The following is a 17,811-nucleotide window of genomic DNA, read 5'->3' on the forward strand; positions in this document are numbered from 1 at the left end:
TGTCGCTTAGCTGTTCATCGAATCGAAGAAATCTTCGTTCGTCTTGGAGTCCTTCATCTTGTCGAGCAGGAACTCGACCGCGTCGATCGTGCCCATCTGCATCAAGATACGGCGCAGGACCCACATCTTGCTGAGCTTGGTCTTGTCGACCAGCAGCTCTTCCTTGCGGGTACCGGACTTGCCGATGTCGATCGCCGGGAAGATGCGCTTGTCGGCAATCTTGCGATCAAGCACGATTTCCGAGTTACCGGTGCCCTTGAACTCTTCGAAGATGACCTCGTCCATCCGGCTGCCCGTGTCGATCAGCGCGGTGGCGATGATCGAGAGCGAGCCGCCCTCCTCGATATTACGCGCGGCACCGAAGAAACGTTTCGGACGCTGCAGCGCATTGGCGTCGACACCGCCGGTCAGGACCTTGCCCGACGACGGCACGACCGTGTTGTAGGCGCGGCCGAGACGCGTGATCGAATCGAGCAGGATGACGACATCCTTCTTGTGCTCGACCAGCCGCTTGGCCTTTTCGATCACCATTTCGGCGACCTGGACGTGGCGCTGCGCGGGTTCGTCGAAGGTGGAGGAGATGACCTCACCCTTCACGCTGCGCTGCATGTCGGTGACTTCCTCCGGCCGCTCGTCGATGAGCAGGACGATCAGGAAGACCTCCGGATGGTTATCAGTGATGGCCTTCGCCATGTTCTGGAGCAGCACAGTCTTGCCGACCCGCGGCGGGGCGACGATCAGCGCGCGCTGGCCCTTGCCCTGCGGCGAGACGATGTCGATGACGCGCGAGGACTTGTCCTTCACGGTCGGGTCGTGCGGATCGAGCGTGAGCTTCGATTCCGGGTAGAGCGGCGTCAGATTGTCGAAATTGACGCGTGTGCGGACGACGTCGGGGTCGTCGAAATTGACCGAGACGAGCCGGACGAGCGAGAAATAGCGTTCGCCGTCCTTGGGGGCGCGGATCTCGCCCTCGACCGTGTCGCCGGTGCGGAGGCCGAATTTGCGGACCTGGTTGGGCGAGATGTAGATATCGTCCGGGCCGGCGAGATAGCTCGCCTCCGGGCTGCGCAGGAAGCCGAAGCCGTCCTGGAGCACCTCGATCGTGCCGACGCCCATGATCTCCTCGCCGCGATCGGCAAGGACCTTGAGGATCGCGAACATGAGGTCCTGCTTGCGCAGCGTCGAGGCACCCTCGACACCGAGTTCGTCGCCCATCGCGACGAGGGCCGCGGGCGGGGTCTTCTTGAGGTCTTTGAAATGCATGGAGCGTCTGGTCCTGATGCGGATTAGCCCACCGCGCGGCGATATGGCCTGCGTCGGAGTCCCGGAGAAGGAGCCTCGCACGGACGGGAGGCAGCAGGGGTTCGGGTAGGCGCGCGGGTGGCCCCGAGTCAAGGGCGGGCCGTGACTCTGGCGTGATGATTCCCAGGAAAACCGTTCATGCTGAGTAGGAGCTGAGCCTGTCGAAGACCCGTATCGAAGCACGCCAGTCCTTCGATACGCGCCTTCGACTGCGCTCAGTCGCTACTCAGGACGAACGGATCGGCGTGAAAACCTCAGAACGGCTTTACGATGACCAGCACAACGATGATCGCGGTGGCGATGCCAGGGACCTCGTTCATCAGCCGGAGCGCCTTGCCGGTGACGGGGCGTTCGCCTCGGGCGAGGCGCTTGCCGTAGGCGACCATGTAGCCGTGGTAGCCGGTCAGGCCGATGACGAGCAGGAATTTGAGGTGGAACCAGCCCATCGTCCAGGCGCCGATCGTGTAGGCGAGGATGAGGCCGAACACCCAGACCGCGATCATCGCGGGGGTGAGGATGATCGAGCGGAGCTTGCGTTCGCGGTCGATCCAGCGGCGTTCCTCGTCCGAGCCGGGGGCCGATTCCTGGTGGTAGATATAGTAACGCGGCAACATGAAGAGCCCCGCGATCCAGAAGATCACGAAGATCAGGTGGGCGGCCTTGATCCAAAGATAGGTCATCGCAAAGGCCGTCCCAAATGTCATCGGCGTCGCACCTGTTCCAGCAACCGTTCGACATGCGCGATCGGCGTGTCGGGGAGGATGCCGTGGCCAAGGTTGAAGATATGCGGCCGTTCCGGGAACGCAGATAGGATATGGTCCACGGCCTGCGCAAGCGGTTCGCCGCCCGCAATCAACGCCAGCGGGTCGAGATTGCCTTGCACCGGCAGCCCGGCGGGCAGTTCGCGGTCCGCCCAGAGCGGATCGACGGTCTCGTCCAGCCCAAGCGCATCGACCCGTGTTTCGCGCGCATAGGCGGGGAGCTTGCCCCCTGCCCCCTTCGGAAAGCCGATGATCGGCACATCCGGGCGTGCGGCGCGGACCGCATCGACGATCCGCACGGTGGGGGCGATGACCCAGCGTTCGAACTGCGCGGGCGAGAGACTCCCCGCCCAGCTGTCGAACAGCTGCACCGCGTGGACGCCGGCGTCGATCTGACCGATCAGATAGTCGATCGTGGCGGTGACGATGGCATCGACGATCGCGCCGAATGCCTGCGGGTCGCCGTATGCCATGCGGCGGGCGGGTGCTTGGTCCTTCGACCCCTGCCCCGCCACCATGTAGGTCGCAACGGTCCAGGGACTGCCGGCAAAGCCCAGGAAGGTGGTCTGGGGCGGCAGTGCGGCCGCGACGAGGGCCACGGTGCGATAGACCGGGTCGAGCCGCTCCGGGACACGTGCCAGCGCCTCCAGCGCATGATCGGCGAGCGGAGGCGAGAGTCGCGGACCTTCGCCGACCTCGAACACCAGATCCTGGCCGAGCGCGTGCGGGATGACGAGGATGTCGGAAAACAGGATCGCACCGTCGAATCCGAACCGCCGGATCGGTTGCAGCGTGACGTCGGCCGCCGCCGCGCTGTCGTGGACCAGTTCGAGGAATCCGCCGCGATCGGCCCGAAGCGTGCGATATTCGGGGAGGTAGCGCCCGGCCTGACGCATCAGCCAGACGGGCGGCACGGCTTGGCGCTGCCCTTTCAACACCGCGTAGAGCGGCCGGTCGACGGTCGGAACGGCCACGAACGCGGATTCCATCTAATATCCTTTAAGAGTCTTAAGAGAGTCTGGGTTGGTAGTAGGGGGCAGGCGAAGCGGGGTTTATTCTCCCCACCCCGAATTGCCAACAGGACTCAAAAAAGCGACTCGCGAGTCGTCGGCGAGTCGCTTTTTCCACCCCCGTTATCCACAGGCAGAGTCGATCGGTGCGTCGCCTGTGGATAAGCGGGGAGAACAAGGCGGGCCAGCGGGGATGAACGCGCCGCTTGAAAGCATCCCCGCCCCTGGCCTACCGCAACCCCCACGGTTTTCCACAGGATCCCCCCCATCATGCGCCTCCACGTCCATCTGCTGTCGGATTCCACGGGCGAGACGTTGGAAAACGTCGTGAAGGCAGGCCTCGCGCAGTTCGACGGGGTGGAGGCGATCAAGCATTTCTGGCCGATGGTGCGGTCCGAAGGGCATCTCGACCGGGTAATGGTGGAGATCGGCAAGAACCCCGGGCTGATCGTGTTCACGCTCGCCAATTCGGATGTGCGGCGGAAGCTGGAGGCGCGGTGCCGGGCGGCGGGGATTCCGGCGGTGGCGGCGCTCGATCCGGTGACCGACGCGCTGTCGCGGCTGCTGGGGCAGATCGCGAGCGCGCGGCCGGGGCGGCAGCATAATCTGGACGCAGCCTATTTCGCGCGGGTCGATGCGATCCAGTGGACGATCGCGCATGACGACGGGATCGCGGCGGAGAATTGGGAGGAAGCCGACATCCTGCTGGCCGGTGTGTCGCGCACGTCGAAGACGCCGACGTCGATCTATCTCGCCAATCGTGGGTACAAGACGGCGAACATCCCGATCGTGCCGGTGTCGCCGCCGCCGGCGCACATCCACCGGTTGCAGCATCCGCTGGTCGTCGGGCTGACGACCAGCCCCGACCGGCTGATCGCGATCCGCCGCAACCGGCTGCTGTCGCTGAACCAGGCGCCGGAGACCGACTATGTCGATCAGGAAGCGGTGGCGGCCGAGCTGTCCTATGCGCGGCGGATGTTCGCCGACAATGGCTGGCCGGTGATCGACGTGACGCGCCGATCGATCGAGGAGACCGCGGCGGCGATCATCAACCTGGTGAACGAACGGCGTGGCGAGACGAGCGTGACGGCGTGATCGTCCTGGCGTCGAAGTCGGCGGCGCGGCGCGCGATGCTGACCGCGGCGGGTGTCGCGCACGAGGCGGTCGCGGCCGGGATCGACGAGGACGCGGCGAAGGCGGCTCTGGTGGCGGAGGGCGCCGACGCGCGCCGGCTGGCCGATGCGCTGGCCGAGCTGAAGGCGGTGAAGATTTCGCGGCGGTTTCCTGACGCTTTGGTGCTGGGGTGTGATCAGACGCTGGCGCGCGATGACGGGCGGTTGTTCGATCAGCCGCGCGATCGGGCGGATGCGGCGGAGCAGTTGCGGGCGTTGCGCGGGCGGCGGCATCGGCTGACGACTGCGGCGGTGCTGGCGACGGGGGGCGTCCCGACGTGGCGGCATGTCGGGGTCGCGACGCTGACGATGCGCGATTTTTCGGATGCGTTTCTAGAAGACTATCTGGCGGCGGAGTGGCCGGCAGTTTCGGGGTGCGTCGGCTGCTATCGGCTGGAGGGACCCGGGGTGCAGCTGTTTTCGCGGGTGGATGGCGATCATTTCACGGTGTTGGGGTTGCCGTTGCTGGCGCTGCTGGATCAGTTGCGGGTGCTGGGTTTGATCACGAAATGATAGCAGCCGAGGCCTTCTAGCTCCCCCGCGGGTGCGGGGGTCCGGCTTGGACATACCAGCCGGCACTTTCTATGGGTTCCAGCTGTATCCCCGCATCCGCGGGGATACGCTCATCACGACGTTGCGAGTTCGATCATGCCCGGAATCCCCTATGCCGAAGTGATCGGTGATCCGATCGCGCACAGCAAGTCGCCGATCATCCACCGCTTCTGGCTGCAGGCGCTGGGGATCGAGGGAGACTATGTCGCGACACATGTGACCGCCGCGGGGCTGGCGGCGCATTTCCGGTTGCGGCGCGACGATCCGGATTGGATGGGGAGCAACGTCACCGTGCCGCACAAGCAGGCGCTGTTCGACATCGTCGCCGACCGGGCCGGGTTGCAGAAGACGCTAGGCGCACTGAACACCGTATTTGGGGACGGTGAAGGTGGGTTGGTCGGGACCAATACCGATGCGGGCGGGTTCCTGGAGCCGCTCGACGATGTGCCGCTGGAGGGCAAGGCGGTGGCGGTCGTGGGTGCCGGCGGCGCGGCGCGCGCGGTGCTGCTGGCGCTGGCGAGCCGTGATGTGGGGCGCGTGACGTTGCTCAACCGGACGCCGGACAAGGGGCGTGTGCTGCTCGACCAGTTCGGGTTGCTGGGTGATGTGGTGCCGCTGGACGCCGCGTTGCCGGCGGTGGACCTGTTGGTGAACGCCAGTTCGCTCGGGCTGGCGGGGCAGCCGCCGCTGGTGCTCGACCTGACCCCCCTGCCCCCGACCGCGATCGTGTACGATATCGTCTATGCGCCGCTCGAGACCGCGCTGCTCGCGGCGGCGCGGGCGCGCAGGTTGGCGACGATCGACGGGCTGACGATGCTGATTGGGCAGGCCGCGCTCGCATTCGAGATATTCTTCGAGGCGCATGCCCCGCGCGAGCGTGACGCCGAACTGCGCGCGTTGTTGACCGCGTGATTGTCCTAGGTCTCACCGGGTCGATCGGCATGGGCAAGTCCGCGGTGGCGGGCATGTTCGCGGACGCCGGCGTGCCGGTGTTCGATGCCGACGCGGAGGTCCACCGCTTGCAGGCCGCGGGCGGTGCGCTGATTCCGGCGATCGAGGCGGCGTTTCCGGGCACGACCAATGCGGGCGGCGTCGATCGGCAGCGGCTGGGCCAGGCGGTGCTGGGCGATGCGGCGGCGCTGGCGCGGCTGGAGGCGATCGTCCATCCGGCGGTGGCGGCGGCGCGGCGGGCGTTTCTGGCGAGGCACATGCGGGCGGACATGGTGCTGCTCGATATCCCGTTGCTGTTCGAGAAGGGTGGCGCGAACGCGGTGGATGCGGTGGTGGTGGTGTCGGCCCCTGCCCCGGTGCAGCGGGCTCGCGTGCTGGCGCGGCCCGGCATGACCGCCGAACGGCTCGACCGGATTCTGGCGTTGCAGCTGCCCGATGCGGAGAAGCGCGCGCGCGCCGATTTCCTGATCGATACCGGAGTCGCGCTGGACGAGACGCGCGCGGCCGTCGTCGCGCTGGTCGCTTGCCTCCGCGACCATGGAGTCCGATACTGCCAGGCATGCGCGAAATCGTCTTCGATACCGAAACCACAGGACTGAACCCACGGGGCGGCGACCGGCTGGTCGAGATCGGCTGCGTCGAGCTGCTCAACCGGTGCGAGACGGGGCGGACGTTCCACGCCTGGTTCAACCCGGACCGCGACATGCCGGCCGAAGCGGAGGCGATCCACGGCCTGTCCGCGCGGTTCCTGGCGGACAAGCCGCGGTTCCACGAGGCGGTGCAGGACCTGCTGGCGTTCATCGGCGACGCGCCGCTGATCGCGCACAATGCGACGTTCGACTTCGGGTTCCTGAACGCGGAGCTGGACCAGTGCGGCCACCCGGTGGTGTGCATGACGCGGATGGTCGACACGCTCACGATCGCCAAGACGCGGCATCCGGGCGCGAAGCTGAGCCTGGACGCGCTGTGTTCGCGCTACGGCATCGACCGCAGCCACCGCGTGAAGCATGGCGCGCTGCTCGATGCGCAGCTGCTGGCGCAGCTCTATGTCGAGTTGATGGGCGGTCGGCAGATCGGGTTCATGCTGCCCGCCGAAGAGTCCGGCGACGTTACGGCACCGGTTGGGATAACCGACGTTATACCCATGACGGTGCGTCCCATGCGATCCTTTTCGGCAAGTCCGGAAGAGCTGGCACGGCATGCGGCGTTCGTTGCGAAACTGGTCGATCCGTTGTGGAGCACGGTCGACGCGCAGGGGTGAAGCGAGGGGTTGGCCAGTCCGGTTGACCGCGGAACGCCCCGGTTCTAAGGCCGCGGCGCCCGATCCACGGGTGACCGGCCGCAAATTGCTCTTTTGAGGAGGTCATTACGATGGAAATCCGAGTCTCAGGTCATCAGGTCGACACCGGCGCCGCGCTGCGGACGCATGTGAACGAGCGGATGCAGGCCATCGCGGACAAATATTTCTCGCGATCGATTTCCGCGCACGCGACCTTCGGCAACGGACCGCATGGTTCGTTCACCTGCGACATCGTGGCGCACGTGATGCAGGGCGTGATCCTGAAGGGGCATGGCCAGGGCAACGAGGCGCACCCCGCATTCGACCAGGCCGCCGCGCGCGTCGAGACGCAACTGCGCCGCTACATGCGCCGGTTGAAGGACAAGCAGGCCACCACCAGCATGGGCGGTGCCGCCGAATACGACACGGTGAGCTACGACGAGAATGCGGGCTACACCGTGTTCCAGTCCGCGCCGGAAGAGGAAGAGGTCAACGACAACCCGCTGATCATCGCGGAGACGCGCGTCGACGTGCCCGATGCGACGGTGTCGGACGCGGTCATGATGCTCGACCTGCGCAACACCGGCGCGCTGTTGTTCAAGAACCTCGGCACCGGCACGTTCAACATGGTCTATCGCCGCCCCGACGGGACGATCGGCTGGGTGGAGCCGCAGCGTACGGCCTGACCGGCCGTTCGTTTCTGCACGATGGACTCGCTTGTCGATATCCTGGCACCCGATGCCGTCGCGGCCGCCATGGCCGTGCCGAACAAGAAGGTGCTGTTTCAGCAACTGGCGGCGACGGCCGCACGGTTGCTGGATGTCGACGCGCGGCTGGTCGCGGACCGGTTGTCCGACCGCGAGCGGCTGGGATCGACCGGCTTCGGCGGCGGCGTGGCGATCCCGCATGCCAAGATCGACGGTTTGCCCAAGGTCGTCGGGCTGTTCGCGCGGCTGACGACGCCGATCGATTTCATGGCGGTGGACGACATGCCGGTGGACATCGTGTTCATGCTGCTGTCGCCCACCGACGCGGGCGTTGAGCATTTGAAGGCGCTGGCGCGGGTCAGCCGGCGGCTGCGCGACCGGACGTTCGTCGCGAAGCTGCGCGGCGCGGCGTCGGAAGACGCGCTCTACGCGCTATTCACCAACGGCAATGGCCGTGACCCCGCCGGCTGATCCGGCCGCGCCGTCGAGCGGGGCGGCGGCACATTTCCAGGCTTTGGAAGCACTCTATGCTGCGGCGCCGATCAACGGCATGTTCGCGTCGCGGCTGGAGATCGTCGAGGCCGGGATGGCGCGGATCCGGTTCCTGGTGGAGCCTGCTGTGCATCATGCGGCCGGCGCGGCGCACGGCACGGTATATTTTAAGATGCTCGACGACGCGGCTTTCTACGCCGCCAATTCGCTGGTCAGCGACCGGTTCCTGCTGACGACGCAGTTCAACCTGTTGCTGACGCGGCCGGTGAAGGCGGGCGAGGTGATCGCCGAGGGACGCTGGATCAGCGGGAAGCGGCGCGTGTTCGTGGCTGACGCACGATTGATCGATGCGGACGGCGAGGAAATAGCGCGCGGCACCGGCACATTCATGAAATCGCGCATCCCGCTGGCGACGTTGCCCGGCTACGCGACGGCGGCCGGCGCGTGACGGCGCGGCTGACCGCGACCATGCTGGTGTCCGTGATGGTGCGGCGGATGCAGGCCGAGGGCGGCAATGCGATGGTCGTGGCGAAGGGTGATGCGACGGCTGGGGCGATTTTGATCATCCTGGCGGAGCGCGGCCAGCCGGGCGGGCTGGTCGAGCGGGTGTTGGGCCCGACGGGTTATGGGCTGGGGGCGACCGGGCCGGACGATCTGGCGGCGCCGGGGGTGTTGTCCGAGTATGTCGAGCGGCGGCGTCAGCGCGATCCGGATCTGTGGGTGGTGGAGCTGGACGGGCCGGGTGCCGCGGCAGTTGCGGCGGAGACGATGGGGTAGGCGGTTTGTGACTTTCTCCCCAACCGTTTGTCCCGAGTAGGGGCTGAGCGCAGTCGAAGACCCGTATCGAAGGATGGGTCCCACATGCGAATACCGTGCTTCGATACGCGCCCTCGATACGCGCCGAGGGGCGCTACTCGGTCTCTACTCAGCACGAACGGACGTGGTGTTGGGTGTCACCCCGACGGCGCACACGCCAGCGTTGCGGCGTCGATCGCGGTGGCGGCACCGCGCAGGCGGTAGGTGTCGACCAAGCGACTGCCGTCGCGGGCGCGGGTTTCGATGCGCATGCTGTCGGATTGGCGCATCGCGGCCACGATCCGCGCGTCGATCGCCGCGTTTGGGGCCCAGGCGTCCGCGCCGCCGGCAACCAACGCGAACCGCATATTCCCGACCATCAGCAGGACCGGTGCGCCGCGGCGCTTCGCCTTGCGCAGGCGGATATTGAGTTGCGCACGGACTCCGCGGGCCGGCCAGGCGGAGATGGCGGCGAACGGGCGCCAGGCGGCGCTACGACGGCGGGCGTCTGGTTCCGCAATCGCGTAGCAGCGCCGAGGGCGGGGATCGGCGAACGCGCCCCAGCCGTCGAACACACCCAGCGTGTCGCGCGCCGATGCAGGGGCGGGGATGGCAAAAGCGGTGAGAAGGACCAACATCGCAACAACGCCGACAACTCGTCCGACACTGGATCGTCGGGCTTCCCCGCAAGCCCCTGTAGCAAAAATGCCACAAAAAACGCTGTTTAGATGAGGTTCATGCAACGCCACGCGGTTTCATGCACTGAGCCCCCACGCCCGACAAGGGCATGTGTCACATGGAGTATATGACATGCGTAGCGTAGCTTTTGCCGCCATCCTCGGTTCCACCATGCTGGTCGCCGCCCCCGCCATGGCGCAGACCGCCGCACCGTTCACCGGCGCGCGCGTCGAGGGCATCGTCGGATACGACAACGTCAAGAACGGCGATAACGACGATGCGGTCATGTATGGCGTCGCCGCCGGTTACGACATGCAGATGAACGGCCTGGTCGTGGGCATCGAGGGTGAGGCCGCCGACAGCGACGTGCGCCAGTGCGATGGCCTGCAGTCCGCCGTTTCGCCGCGTTTCTGCGCGAAGGCAGGGCGTGACCTGTATGCCGGTGCGCGCGTCGGCACCGTCGTCGGTGGCCGCACGCTGCTGTACGCGAAGGCGGGCTACACCAACGCGCAGTTCAAGCTGACCAGCGACAACGGCACGAGCGAGACGACGCTGGGCAAGACCAACCTGGACGGTATCCGGGCGGGCGTCGGCGCGGAATATGCGGTCGGCCCGAACAGCTATGTGAAGGCGGAATATCGCTATTCCAACTATGAGGACGGCTTCACGCGCAACCAGGCGGTGGCCGGTTTCGGCTTCCGCTTCTGATCGCGGACCGATCCTGACGCGATGATCGAGGGCGGGGGGAAACCTCCGCCCTTTTTCCTTCCCCGGACGCCCTGCCGCGCTATAACGCGGGTCCGGTTGGCTGGTAGAGATTTGGGGCGGACATGAAGGCGACGATCGAGCGGACCATCCTGCTGAAAAGCCTCAGTCACGTGCAAAGCGTGGTGGAGCGTCGCAACACCATCCCGATCCTGTCCAACGTGCTGATCGAAGCAGCGGCGGACGGCACGCTGAAGCTGATGGCGACCGACCTGGACCTGCAGGTTGTCGAGACCGTGGCGGCGGCGGTGGACCAGCCGGGCGCCACCACCGTGTCGGCGCACACACTGTTCGATATCGCGCGGAAGCTGCCCGAGGGGAGCCAGGTGCAATTGACCGCGGCGGACGGCAAGATGCTGATCGTGGCGGGGCGCGCGCGGTTCAACCTGTCGACCTTGCCGCGCGACGATTTTCCGATGATCGCGGAAGGCGACCTGCCGACGAAGTTCGCGCTGCCGGCCGATACGCTGAAGCAGATCATCGACAAGACCCGCTTCGCGATCTCGACCGAAGAGACGCGCTATTACCTCAACGGCATCTTCCTGCATGTGACGGACGGCGACAGCACGACCGGCCCGGTGCTGAAGGCCGCAGCGACCGACGGCCACCGGCTGGCGCGCGTTACCGTGCCGCGCCCGGCGGGGGCGGAGGCGATGCCCGACGTGATCGTACCGCGGAAGTGCATCGCAGAGCTGCGCAAGCTGCTCGACGAGGTGGAGGGTGACGTGGAGATCACGCTGTCGCCGACCAAGATCCGGTTCGGGCTGAACCATGCGATCCTGACGTCGAAGCTGATCGACGGGACGTTCCCGGATTATTCGCGCGTCATCCCGACCGCGAACGACAAGCTGCTCAAGATCGACCCGAAGAGCTTCATGCAGGGCGTCGACCGCGTTGCGACGATCGCCAGCGAGAAGACCCGCGCGGTAAAGATGGCGCTCGATCGCGACAAGATCACGCTGTCGGTGACGAGCCCGGAAAACGGGACGGCGGCCGAGGAAGTGCCGGGCGAATATACCGCATCGGGCTTCGAAATCGGCTTCAACGCGCGTTATCTGCTCGACATCCTGGGCCAGGTCGACGGCGACATGATCGAGGTGCATCTGGCGGATGCTGCGGCGCCGACGCTGATCCGCGAGAACGATACGTCCTCGGCACTCTATGTGCTGATGCCGATGCGGGTTTGATGGTTGGGACGGATATTTTGTCCCCTCGTTCGATGACCAGCAAAACGCGAGTCTGATACCGACCGTACCCCCGCGCTGGCGGGGGTCCAGAGCTACAAGCGATGCCGTCTGTGGACCTGGACCCCCGCCTGCGCGGGGGTACGCTGTTTGGTGCCTCGACGTCTGCCGTGCCGTTCGAGCTCGTTGGAGGCGCCGCGTACCGTTCTCGACAGGCTCGAACCGATCGGAGCCATCGCGGTGGCGAATACGGCGACTCAGTCTGTCGGCTTTGTCTTCGGCGTATACCGCCCGAAGCAGTCGTCGAGGGTCCAACCTTGTTCTTCGAGGGCGCGGAGGGTGAGGGTGCCGGCGGCGCGGGCGTCTTCGAGGGCGTCGTGGTGGCGGAAGCTTAGGTTGAAGACTTTCGCGAGGTTGGCGAGGCCGTGGCCGCCGCCTTCACCCTTGAGGTGAGGCCAGGCGCGGCGGGCGATGGTGACGCTGTCGAGCCAGCGGCAAGCGAAGGCGGGCAGGATGTGGTGTTCGCAGGCGTTGCGGAGGGCGCCGCGGTCGAAATTGCCGTGTGCCAGGACGATGCGGTCGTGAAGATGCGCGTGGAGCCAGTCGTGCAGGTCGGGGAAGCAGGCGGCGTCGGTGACGTGCGTATCGCGGATGCCGTGGACGCGGATGTTCATCGGTTCGAACGGTTCGCGCGGGTTGACCAGCACGACCTCCGACGCGACTTCGCGCCCATCCTCGTACACGACGATGCCGATCTGGCAGATGCTGCGCGTGTTGCGGTTCGCGGTCTCCAAGTCGATCGCGACGAAGCTGTGGCTCATGCGGGCCCGCGTAGCACCGCGAACACCGGTTCGGCCAGATCGGCGCGGCAGATGAGCAGGTCGGGAAGCCAGGGGTCGGCGGTGTTGTAGACGAGCGGGCTGCCGTCGATCCGGCTGACATGGAGGCCGGCGGCCTGCGCCACCGCGACGGGGGCGCAGCTGTCCCACTCGTACTGGCCGCCGCTGTGGAGGTAGATGTCGGCCTCGCCGCGCACCACCGCCATCGCCTTGGCGCCGGCCGAGCCCATCGGGATGAGTTCGGCGTCAAGCGCGTCGGCGACCTTCAGTGCTTCCGCGGCAGGGCGGGAGCGGCTGACGACCATGCGGATGCGGCCCTCGGTCTGGCCGGGGGCGACGCAGCCGGCGGTGCAGATGGTGTGGGATTGCGCGGGGAGGGCGACCGCGCCGGCGGTGGCGTGGCCATCGACCGAAAGCGCGATGTGGACCGCCCAGTCGGCGCGGCCGTCGCCATATTCGCGCGTGCCGTCGAGCGGGTCGACGATCCAGGCGCGGGTGTTGGCGAGGCGGGCGGGGTCGGCGGCTTCCTCCTCCGACAGGATCGCGTCGTCGGGGCGCGCCTCGCGCAGCGCGGCCATAATGAAGGCGTTGGCGACCGCATCGCCTGCGGCGCCGAGCGCCTTGCCACGGAACAGGTCCGACCCGCGCAACGTCATGAGGATTTCGCCAGCGGTTTCGGCCACCCGGCGGGCCAGCGCGGCGTCGGTGAGTTGTTCGGCGGTCGTTGTAATGTCTGTCATGCGGGCATGATCAGCAGATGGTCGACGATCGCTTCGGCGGCCTGTTCGGGGGTCATGTCGATCGTGTTGACGCGGATCTCCGGGTTCAGCGGCGCCTCGTACGGGCTGTCGATGCCGGTGAAGTTGGCGAGCTGTCCGGCGCGGGCCTTGGCGTAGAGGCCCTTCACGTCGCGGCTTTCGGCGACGTCGAGCGGGGTGTCGATATGGACCTCCATGAATTCGCCGGGCGGGAGCATGGCACGGACCATGTCACGTTCCGCGCGGAACGGCGAGATGAAGGCGGTCAGCACGATCAGGCCGGCGTCGGTCATCAGCCGGGCGACCTCGCCCACGCGGCGGATGTTCTCGACGCGGTCGGCATCGGTGAAGCCGAGATCGCGGTTGAGGCCGTGGCGGACATTGTCGCCGTCGAGCAGGAAGCTGTGATGGCCGAGTGCCAGCAGGCGTTTTTCGACAAGGTTGGCGATGGTGGACTTGCCCGCGCCCGACAGACCGGTGAACCAGAGCAGGCGGGCGCGCTGGTTCTTCTGCGCGGCGTGGGCCTCGCGCGTCACGTCGATCGCCTGCCAATGGACGTTGGCGGCGCGGCGTAGCGCGAAGTGTATCAGGCCGGCGGCAACCGTCGCGTTGGTGATCTTGTCGACCAGGATGAAACCGCCGAGGTCGCGGCTGATCGTGCCGTCGGGCGCGGCATAGGGTTCGAACACGACCGGGCGGTCGGTTGACAGGTTGGCGACGCCAATCGCGTTCAGGCCGAGTGTCCGCGCGGGCAGATGCGCCATCGTGTTGACGTTGACCTGATATTTCGGGGCCTGGAGCTGAGCCGAGACGGTCTGCGTCGCGAGCTTGAGCCAGTAGCCGCGGCCGGGGAGCATCTCCTCGTCCGCCATCCAGAGGATCGTGGCTTCGAACTGGTCGGCGACCTCCGCCGGCACATCGGCGCGGACGATGACGTCGCCGCGGCTGCAATCGACCTCGTCCGCCAGCGTCAGCATCGCGGACTGGCCGGCGACCGCGAGCGGCAGGTCGCCGCCGTGCGTCACGATCCGCGCGACCGTCGTGGTGCGGCCGGAGGGGAGAATGCGAACGGGGTCGCCGGGCGCGATGCGGCCCGCGGCGATCATGCCGGAGAAGCCGCGGAAGTCGAGATCGGGGCGCGCGACCCACTGGACCGGCATGCGGAACGGGCGTGCCTGATCGGCCGTCACGTCGAGCGGGACGGTTTCGAGATGCTCCATCAGCGTGGGGCCGGTGAACCACGGCGTGTGATCGGACCGGCTGGCGATGTTGTCGCCCTTGAACCCGGAGATCGGGATGGGGACGAAATCGTCAATGCCGATCGTGCTGGCGAACTCGCGATATTCGCCGACGATATCTTCGTACTTGACGCGGTCGTAGCCGATCAGGTCCATCTTGTTCACCGCGAGCACCAGTTTCCGGATGCCGATGAGGTGGGCGAGGTAGCTGTGCCGGCGGGTCTGGGTCAGGATGCCCTTGCGCGCATCGACCAGGATGACGGCGAGGTCGGCGGTGGATGCGCCGGTGACCATGTTGCGGGTATATTGTTCGTGGCCGGGCGTGTCGGCGACGATGAACTTGCGCCGGTCGGTCGAGAAGAAGCGGTAGGCGACGTCGATCGTGATGCCTTGTTCGCGTTCCGCGGCAAGGCCGTCGACGAGCAGCGCAAAATCGATGTCCTGGCCCTGGGTACCGACGCGTTTGGAGTCAGCTTCCAGTGCTGCCAGCTGGTCCTCGAAGATCATCTTCGAGTCGTAGAGCAGGCGGCCGATGAGGGTCGATTTGCCGTCGTCGACCGAGCCGCAGGTGATGAAGCGCAACAGCGACTTGTGCGCGTGCTGGTCGAGATAGCTGTCGATGTCCGACGCGACGAGATCGGGGGCGCGATAGGCGGTGTCGGTCATGCTGCGCGTTCCCGGAGGGGGCTGGAGACGGTGAGGTTGGGCGACCGGCGGGTAGCCTGCGCGGTCCGGGATTGGGGTGGCGTTGCTCCCCTCTCCCCGGCCCTCTCCCCGGAGGGGAGAGGGGGAAGTGAGAAGGTCATCAGAAATAGCCCTCCTGCTTCTTCTTCTCCATGCTGCCCGACTGGTCGTGGTCGATCGCGCGGCCCTGGCGTTCCGAGGTGGTGGTGAGGAGCATTTCCTGGATGACCTGGGGGAGGGTCGTCGCCTCGCTTTCGACCGCGCCGGTCAGTGGGTAGCAGCCGAGCGTGCGGAAGCGGATCGAGCGGTCGATCGGGACTTCGCCGGGCCGCAAGCGGAAGCGGTCGTCGTCGACCATCAGGAGCATGCCGTCGCGCTCGACCGTCGGGCGGGGGGCGGCGAAGTAGAGCGGGACGATTGGGATCGCCTCGGCCTGGATGTACTGCCAGATGTCGAGTTCGGTCCAGTTGCTGATCGGGAAGACGCGCATGCTTTCGCCCTTCGCCTTGCAGGCGTTGTAGAGCCGCCAGAGTTCGGGGCGCTGCGTCTTGGGATCCCAGCGGTGGGTGGCGGTGCGGAACGAGAAGACCCGTTCCTTGGCGCGGCTCTTCTCCTCGTCACGACGCGCGCCGCCGAATGCCGCGTCGAAGCCGTATTTGTCGAGCGCCTGGCGCAGGCCTTCCGTCTTCCACATATCGGTGTGGAGGCCGCCATGGTCGAACGGGTTGATGCCGCGCGCCTCCGCATCGGGGTTGCGGTGGACGAGCAGTTCCATGCCGGACTCCGCCGCCATGCGATCGCGCAGCGCGTACATGTCCCGGAATTTCCAGGTGGTGTCGACGTGGAGCAGCGGGAAGGGCGGCGGGGCCGGGTAGAACGCCTTGCGCGCCAGATGCAGCATGACCGCGGAGTCCTTGCCCACCGAGTAGAGCATGACGGGGCGTTCGGCCTCGGCCACGACCTCGCGCAGGATATGGATGCTTTCCGCTTCCAGCCGCTGGAGATGGGTCAGGGTCTGCGGTGCGGGTACGGTTGCCATGCTTGTGTATCTAGGACGGGCGCCCGAGCGGGGAAGCGGGTTTTGCTTTCACGCGGGATAGTTGGGGGTGTGCTTCGACACCCCCGGAAGCAGCGCCTCAGTCGCGGAGCAGGTCGTTGATACCGGTCTTGGCGCGGGTCTGCGCGTCGACACGCTTGACGATGACGGCACAGTAGAGCGACGGGCCGCCGGCGAGCCCCGGGAGCGTGCCGGGGACGACGACGGCGTAGGGCGGGACCTCGCCGAGGAAGACTTCGCCGGTGGCGCGGTCGACGATCTTGGTCGAGGCGCCGAGATAGACGCCCATCGACAGGACGGCGCCTTCGCGGACGATGACGCCCTCCGCGACCTCCGACCGCGCGCCGATGAAGCAGCCGTCCTCGATCACCACCGGGTTCGCCTGAAGTGGTTCGAGCACGCCGCCGATACCGGCACCGCCGGACAGGTGGACGTTGCGGCCGATCTGCGCGCAGGAGCCGACCGTGGCCCAGGCGTCGACCATCGACCCCTCGCCGACATAGGCGCCGATGTTGACGAAGCTGGGCATCAGCACCGCGCCCTTGGCCACATAGGCACCGCGCCGCACGATCGCGCCGGGGACCGCGCGGAAACCGGCGGTGCGGAAGGCGGCGTCATCCCAGCCGGCGAACTTCGACGGGACCTTGTCGAACCCGGGCGACCCGGCCGAGCCGCCGTCGATCAGCGCGTTGTCGTTGAGACGGAACGAGAGGAGGACGGCCTTCTTGAGCCACTGGTTGACGACCCAGCCACCGTCACTCGGCTCGGCGACGCGCGCGCGGCCGGTGTCGAGCATGTCGAGCGCGGTCGTGACGGCGTCGCGGACCGGACCTTGCGTGCTGAGGCCGATGTTGGCGCGGTCGTCCCAGGCGGCGTCGATGGTGGCGGCGAGATCGGTCATGCGTCGGATTCCTGGATAGCGTGGAGCCATGCACCGACATCGTCGATGACATGGTCGATGGTGGCGGGATCGGCGCCGTGGCCGGCGGATTCGGAGCCGTTGTCGACCCACACCGTCGTCATGCCGAGCGCCTTTGCGGGCACCAGGTTGCGGGCCATGTCCTCCACGAACAAGGCGGTGGTGGGGTCGATGTCGAACGCGGCGATCAGCGCGGCGTAACCCTGCGGATCGGGTTTCGCCTGGTAGGCGCAGGCGTGGATGTCGTGGATCGCCTCGAACGCGTCGGTCAGGCCGATGCGGGCCAGGACGCGCGCGGCGTAGGTGGCGTCGCCGTTGGTGAAGATGAGCTTGCGGCCGGGGAGGCGGGCCATCGCCTCGACCAGGCGGCGGTCCTCGGCGATGCGGTCCATTTCGATGTTGTGGACGTAATCCAGGAATTCGCGCGGGTCGATCGCGTGACTGCGCATGAGGCCGGACAGGGTGGTGCCATGTTCGAGAAAATGCGCCTTCTGCACGCGGCGTGCCTCGGCCGCGTCGACGCCGAGCAGGCGCTGGACATATTCGCCCATCCGGACGTCGATCAGCGCGAACAGATCCGTCGACGCCGGGTAGAGCGTGTTGTCCAGATCGAAGATCCAGGTCCGGACATGGGCGAAGTCGGGATGCATGGGTGCGCCGTAGCGGGC

General features: G+C 66.9%; 21 protein-coding genes. 11 read left to right on the top strand and 10 right to left on the bottom strand.

Features of this window, described 5'->3' with window-relative positions; all coding sequences use genetic code 11:
- Positions 1–6: 6 nt before the first annotated feature.
- The 3 genes from rho to hemE all read right to left on the bottom strand — a co-directional run bounded on the left by rho (position 7) and on the right by hemE (position 3,052).
- Complete coding sequence (gene rho / locus IEX50_RS09990) at positions 7–1,263, bottom strand: transcription termination factor Rho (RefSeq protein WP_157176628.1); 1,257 nt, start codon at positions 1,261–1,263, stop codon at positions 7–9.
- A 293-nt stretch (positions 1,264–1,556) separates the two neighbouring features.
- Positions 1,557–2,006 (bottom strand): CopD family protein, encoded by a 450-nt coding sequence (locus IEX50_RS09995; RefSeq protein WP_229673873.1) that lies wholly within the window; start codon positions 2,004–2,006, stop codon positions 1,557–1,559.
- Positions 2,003–3,052, bottom strand: a complete 1,050-nt coding sequence (gene hemE, locus IEX50_RS10000; protein WP_157176627.1) for a uroporphyrinogen decarboxylase — start codon at positions 3,050–3,052, stop codon at positions 2,003–2,005. The genes IEX50_RS09995 and hemE overlap by 4 nt, the downstream gene beginning before the upstream one ends.
- A gap of 288 nt (positions 3,053–3,340) precedes the next feature.
- Here hemE and IEX50_RS10005 point away from each other — a divergent pair, with 288 nt between their 5' ends.
- The 9 genes from IEX50_RS10005 (at position 3,341) to IEX50_RS10045 (ending at position 9,003) form a co-directional block, all read left to right on the top strand.
- Complete coding sequence (locus IEX50_RS10005; RefSeq protein WP_157176836.1) at positions 3,341–4,168, top strand: pyruvate, water dikinase regulatory protein; 828 nt, start codon at positions 3,341–3,343, stop codon at positions 4,166–4,168.
- Positions 4,165–4,758, top strand: a complete 594-nt coding sequence (locus IEX50_RS10010; protein WP_157176626.1) for a Maf family protein — start codon at positions 4,165–4,167, stop codon at positions 4,756–4,758. The genes IEX50_RS10005 and IEX50_RS10010 overlap by 4 nt, the downstream gene beginning before the upstream one ends.
- A 132-nt stretch (positions 4,759–4,890) precedes the next feature.
- Complete coding sequence (locus tag IEX50_RS10015; protein WP_157176835.1) at positions 4,891–5,709, top strand: shikimate dehydrogenase family protein; 819 nt, start codon at positions 4,891–4,893, stop codon at positions 5,707–5,709.
- Positions 5,706–6,347 carry a dephospho-CoA kinase gene (gene coaE, locus IEX50_RS10020; RefSeq protein WP_157176625.1) on the top strand — a complete coding sequence of 214 codons (642 nt, stop codon included), beginning with the start codon at positions 5,706–5,708 and terminating at the stop codon, positions 6,345–6,347. The genes IEX50_RS10015 and coaE overlap by 4 nt, the downstream gene beginning before the upstream one ends.
- Complete coding sequence (dnaQ, locus tag IEX50_RS10025) at positions 6,308–7,009, top strand: DNA polymerase III subunit epsilon (protein WP_157176624.1); 702 nt, start codon at positions 6,308–6,310, stop codon at positions 7,007–7,009. Before coaE ends, dnaQ begins: the two co-directional genes overlap by 40 nt.
- 110 nt (positions 7,010–7,119) lie before the next feature.
- Positions 7,120–7,713: a ribosome hibernation-promoting factor, HPF/YfiA family gene (gene hpf, locus IEX50_RS10030; protein WP_157176623.1), complete on the top strand. Its 594-nt coding sequence runs from the start codon at positions 7,120–7,122 to the stop codon at positions 7,711–7,713.
- Between the two features lie 21 nt (positions 7,714–7,734).
- Entirely contained in the window at positions 7,735–8,205 is a 471-nt protein-coding gene (locus IEX50_RS10035) for a PTS sugar transporter subunit IIA (protein ID WP_157176622.1), read from the top strand.
- Positions 8,183–8,674: a PaaI family thioesterase gene (locus tag IEX50_RS10040; RefSeq protein ID WP_157176621.1), complete on the top strand. Its 492-nt coding sequence runs from the start codon at positions 8,183–8,185 to the stop codon at positions 8,672–8,674. The genes IEX50_RS10035 and IEX50_RS10040 overlap by 23 nt, the downstream gene beginning before the upstream one ends.
- The gene (locus tag IEX50_RS10045) at positions 8,671–9,003 is read left to right on the top strand and encodes a DUF1491 family protein (RefSeq protein ID WP_184075112.1); all 333 of its coding nucleotides are present in this window, start codon (positions 8,671–8,673) and stop codon (positions 9,001–9,003) included. The genes IEX50_RS10040 and IEX50_RS10045 overlap by 4 nt, the downstream gene beginning before the upstream one ends.
- Positions 9,004–9,179: 176 nt before the next feature.
- On the opposite strand, the gene IEX50_RS10050 is transcribed toward IEX50_RS10045, so the two are convergent.
- Entirely contained in the window at positions 9,180–9,659 is a 480-nt protein-coding gene (locus IEX50_RS10050) for a hypothetical protein (protein WP_157176620.1), read from the bottom strand.
- Between the two features lie 172 nt (positions 9,660–9,831).
- On the opposite strand from IEX50_RS10050, the gene IEX50_RS10055 reads away from it, so the two are divergent.
- Positions 9,832–10,407 carry an outer membrane protein gene (locus tag IEX50_RS10055; protein WP_157176619.1) on the top strand — a complete coding sequence of 192 codons (576 nt, stop codon included), beginning with the start codon at positions 9,832–9,834 and terminating at the stop codon, positions 10,405–10,407.
- Positions 10,408–10,529: 122 nt separating this feature from the next.
- Positions 10,530–11,651 carry a DNA polymerase III subunit beta gene (dnaN, locus tag IEX50_RS10060; protein ID WP_157176618.1) on the top strand — a complete coding sequence of 374 codons (1,122 nt, stop codon included), beginning with the start codon at positions 10,530–10,532 and terminating at the stop codon, positions 11,649–11,651.
- A 254-nt stretch (positions 11,652–11,905) separates the two neighbouring features.
- On the opposite strand, the gene IEX50_RS10065 is transcribed toward dnaN, so the two are convergent.
- The 6 genes from IEX50_RS10065 to IEX50_RS10090 all read right to left on the bottom strand — a co-directional run bounded on the left by IEX50_RS10065 (position 11,906) and on the right by IEX50_RS10090 (position 17,793).
- A complete protein-coding gene (locus IEX50_RS10065) occupies positions 11,906–12,469 on the bottom strand; it encodes a 3'-5' exonuclease (RefSeq protein ID WP_157176617.1) in 564 nt (187 codons plus the stop codon).
- Positions 12,466–13,227, bottom strand: coding sequence for a 3'(2'),5'-bisphosphate nucleotidase CysQ (locus IEX50_RS10070; protein ID WP_157176616.1), 762 nt, complete (start codon positions 13,225–13,227; stop codon positions 12,466–12,468). Before IEX50_RS10070 ends, IEX50_RS10065 begins: the two co-directional genes overlap by 4 nt.
- Complete coding sequence (gene cysN / locus IEX50_RS10075) at positions 13,224–15,149, bottom strand: sulfate adenylyltransferase subunit CysN (RefSeq protein WP_157176615.1); 1,926 nt, start codon at positions 15,147–15,149, stop codon at positions 13,224–13,226. Before cysN ends, IEX50_RS10070 begins: the two co-directional genes overlap by 4 nt.
- A 139-nt stretch (positions 15,150–15,288) precedes the next feature.
- Positions 15,289–16,206 carry a sulfate adenylyltransferase subunit CysD gene (cysD, locus tag IEX50_RS10080; RefSeq protein WP_157176614.1) on the bottom strand — a complete coding sequence of 306 codons (918 nt, stop codon included), beginning with the start codon at positions 16,204–16,206 and terminating at the stop codon, positions 15,289–15,291.
- Positions 16,207–16,303: 97 nt separating this feature from the next.
- Entirely contained in the window at positions 16,304–17,125 is an 822-nt protein-coding gene (gene dapD, locus IEX50_RS10085; RefSeq protein WP_157176613.1) for a 2,3,4,5-tetrahydropyridine-2,6-dicarboxylate N-succinyltransferase, read from the bottom strand.
- Positions 17,122–17,793 (bottom strand): pyrimidine 5'-nucleotidase, encoded by a 672-nt coding sequence (locus IEX50_RS10090; RefSeq protein WP_157176612.1) that lies wholly within the window; start codon positions 17,791–17,793, stop codon positions 17,122–17,124. The genes dapD and IEX50_RS10090 overlap by 4 nt, the downstream gene beginning before the upstream one ends.
- Positions 17,794–17,811: the final 18 nt, after the last annotated feature.

The sequence above is a fragment of the Sphingomonas prati genome, from assembly GCF_014643515.1.
GTDB classification, from domain to species: domain Bacteria; phylum Pseudomonadota; class Alphaproteobacteria; order Sphingomonadales; family Sphingomonadaceae; genus Sphingomonas_R; species Sphingomonas_R prati.

What these genes read in the sequence shown, in the direction of transcription:
- rho (WP_157176628.1), bottom strand. Translation starts at nt 1,263, where the DNA reads ATGCATTTCAAAGACCTCAAGAAGACCCCGCCCGCGGCCCTCGTCGCG.
- IEX50_RS09995 (WP_229673873.1), bottom strand. Translation starts at nt 2,006, where the DNA reads ATGACATTTGGGACGGCCTTTGCGATGACCTATCTTTGGATCAAGGCC.
- hemE (WP_157176627.1), bottom strand. Translation starts at nt 3,052, where the DNA reads ATGGAATCCGCGTTCGTGGCCGTTCCGACCGTCGACCGGCCGCTCTAC.
- dnaQ (WP_157176624.1), top strand. Translation starts at nt 6,308, where the DNA reads ATGCGCGAAATCGTCTTCGATACCGAAACCACAGGACTGAACCCACGG.
- hpf (WP_157176623.1), top strand. Translation starts at nt 7,120, where the DNA reads ATGGAAATCCGAGTCTCAGGTCATCAGGTCGACACCGGCGCCGCGCTG.
- IEX50_RS10035 (WP_157176622.1), top strand. Translation starts at nt 7,735, where the DNA reads ATGGACTCGCTTGTCGATATCCTGGCACCCGATGCCGTCGCGGCCGCC.
- IEX50_RS10040 (WP_157176621.1), top strand. Translation starts at nt 8,183, where the DNA reads ATGGCCGTGACCCCGCCGGCTGATCCGGCCGCGCCGTCGAGCGGGGCG.
- IEX50_RS10050 (WP_157176620.1), bottom strand. Translation starts at nt 9,659, where the DNA reads ATGTTGGTCCTTCTCACCGCTTTTGCCATCCCCGCCCCTGCATCGGCG.
- IEX50_RS10055 (WP_157176619.1), top strand. Translation starts at nt 9,832, where the DNA reads ATGCGTAGCGTAGCTTTTGCCGCCATCCTCGGTTCCACCATGCTGGTC.
- dnaN (WP_157176618.1), top strand. Translation starts at nt 10,530, where the DNA reads ATGAAGGCGACGATCGAGCGGACCATCCTGCTGAAAAGCCTCAGTCAC.
- IEX50_RS10065 (WP_157176617.1), bottom strand. Translation starts at nt 12,469, where the DNA reads ATGAGCCACAGCTTCGTCGCGATCGACTTGGAGACCGCGAACCGCAAC.
- IEX50_RS10070 (WP_157176616.1), bottom strand. Translation starts at nt 13,227, where the DNA reads ATGACAGACATTACAACGACCGCCGAACAACTCACCGACGCCGCGCTG.
- cysN (WP_157176615.1), bottom strand. Translation starts at nt 15,149, where the DNA reads ATGACCGACACCGCCTATCGCGCCCCCGATCTCGTCGCGTCGGACATC.
- cysD (WP_157176614.1), bottom strand. Translation starts at nt 16,206, where the DNA reads ATGGCAACCGTACCCGCACCGCAGACCCTGACCCATCTCCAGCGGCTG.
- dapD (WP_157176613.1), bottom strand. Translation starts at nt 17,125, where the DNA reads ATGACCGATCTCGCCGCCACCATCGACGCCGCCTGGGACGACCGCGCC.
- IEX50_RS10090 (WP_157176612.1), bottom strand. Translation starts at nt 17,793, where the DNA reads ATGCATCCCGACTTCGCCCATGTCCGGACCTGGATCTTCGATCTGGAC.